Origin of the sequence: Clostridium bowmanii, assembly GCF_018861315.1 — a bacterium.
Lineage (GTDB): Bacteria > Bacillota > Clostridia > Clostridiales > Clostridiaceae > Clostridium_AD > Clostridium_AD bowmanii.
The window spans coordinates 1-2,238 of record NZ_JAHLDL010000088.1 but is presented as its reverse complement, the minus strand read 5'-3'; the positions used below and the strand labels follow the sequence as shown (position 1 = coordinate 2,238).

1 rRNA gene is annotated in these 2,238 nt (G+C 50.7%); it reads right to left on the bottom strand.

The annotated features are described in order from the left end of the window. Positions 1-5 precede the first annotated feature (5 nt). Positions 6-2,238: ribosomal RNA gene (locus KPL51_RS22920) — 23S ribosomal RNA — on the bottom strand; the annotation flags it as partial.

The following is a 2,238-nucleotide window of genomic DNA, read 5'->3' as shown; positions in this document are numbered from 1 at the left end:
ATAACTTGGTCAAGCCCTCGACTTATTAGTATTAGTCAGCTGAACATGTTACCATGCTTACACCTCTAACCTATCAACCTGGTGTTCTTCCAGGAGTCTTACTTACACCGCACTTACGTGCGAGTAATGGGAAATCTCATCTTAGGGTGGGCTTCACGCTTAGATGCTTTCAGCGTTTATCCCTTCCAAACATAGCTACCCAGCGATGCCACTGGCGTGACAACTGGTGCACCAGAGGTTTGTCCATCCCGGTCCTCTCGTACTAAGGACAGCTCCCTTCAAATTTCCTACGCCCGCGACGGATAGGGACCGAACTGTCTCACGACGTTCTGAACCCAGCTCGCGTGCCGCTTTAATGGGCGAACAGCCCAACCCTTGGGACCTACTTCAGCCCCAGGATGCGACGAGCCGACATCGAGGTGCCAAACCTCCCCGTCGATGTGGACTCTTGGGGGAGATCAGCCTGTTATCCCCGAGGTAGCTTTTATCCGTTGAGCGATGGCCCTCCCACGAGGTACCACCGGATCACTAAGTCCGACTTTCGTCCCTGCTCCACTTGTAGGTGTCGCAGTCAGGCTCCCTTCTGCCTTTGCACTCTTCGCGCGATTTCCAACCGCGCTGAGGGAACCTTTGAGCGCCTCCGTTACTTTTTTGGAGGCGACCGCCCCAGTCAAACTGCCCACCTAACAATGTCCTGTGACCAGATTCATGGCCTCCAGTTAGAACCTCAGTACTGTCAGGGTGGTATCCCAAGGATGACTCCACACAGGCTGACGCCCATGTTTCTCAGTCTCCCACCTATCCTGTACAGACAATACCGAAATTCAATGCTAAGCTACAGTAAAGCTCTACGGGGTCTTTCCGTCCAATCGCGGGTAGCCAGCATCTTCACTGGCACTACAATTTCGCCGGATGTGCTGTTGAGACAGTGCCCAAATCATTACGCCATTCGTGCGGGTCGGAACTTACCCGACAAGGAATTTCGCTACCTTAGGACCGTTATAGTTACGGCCGCCGTTTACTGGGGCTTAAGTTCATAGCCTCGCTTGCGCTAACTAATCCCCTTAACCTTCCAGCACCGGGCAGGCGTCAGCCCCTATACATCAGCTTTCGCTTTAGCAGAGACCTGTGTTTTTGCTAAACAGTTGCTTGGGCCTATTCTCTGCGACCTACTTGCGTAGGCACCCCTTCTCCCGAAGTTACGGGGTCAATTTGCCGAGTTCCTTAACAGCAATTCTTCCGATGGTCTTAGGATTCTCTCCTCACCTACCTGTGTCGGTTTGCGGTACGGGCACCAATATCCTCGATAGAGATTTTTCTTGGCAGCGTGGAATCAGATACTTCGGGAATAAATTCCCTTCCCCATAACATCTCAGCGTTAAGAACAAACGGATTTGCCTGCTTGCTCCGCCTAAATGCTTAGACACACATCCAATAGTGTGCACATCTTATCCTCCTGCGTCATCCCATTTCTAATAACGTTTATTGGTGGTATCGGAATATCAACCGATTGTCCATCACCTACGCCTTTCGGCCTCGGCTTAGGTCCCGACTAACCCTGAGAGGACGAGCCTTCCTCAGGAAACCTTAGGTTTTCGACCGTTAAGATTCTCACTTAACTCGCGCTACTCATGCCAACATTCTCACTTCTGTACCGTCCACCACTCCTTACGGTATGACTTCAGCCAGTACAGAAAGCTCCTCTACCGCGTACACATAGTGTACACCCATAGCTTCGGTGGTAAGTTTTAGCCCCGGACATCTTCGGCGCAGGATCTCTTGACTAGTGAGCTATTACGCACTCTTTGAATGAGTGGCTGCTTCTGAGCCAACATCCTAGTTGTCTTAGAAATCCCACATCCTTTTCCACTTAACTTACACTTTGGGACCTTAGCTGATGGTCTGGGCTGTTTCCCTTTTGACTACGGATCTTATCATTCGCAGTCTGACTGCCGAAATAAAAGTATATGGCATTCGGAGTTTGATAGGGTTCAGTAACTGTTGTCAGCCCCTAGCCCATTCAGTGCTCTACCTCCATTACTCAATTAATCGACGCTAGCCCTAAAGCTATTTCGAGGAGAACCAGCTATCTCCGAGTTCGATTGGAATTTCTCCGCTATCCACAGCTCATCCCATGGTTTTTCAACACCAACGTGGTTCGGACCTCCACGGAATTTTACTTCCGCTTCATCCTGGCCATGGATAGGTCACCCGGTTTCGGGTCTACGACATGCAACT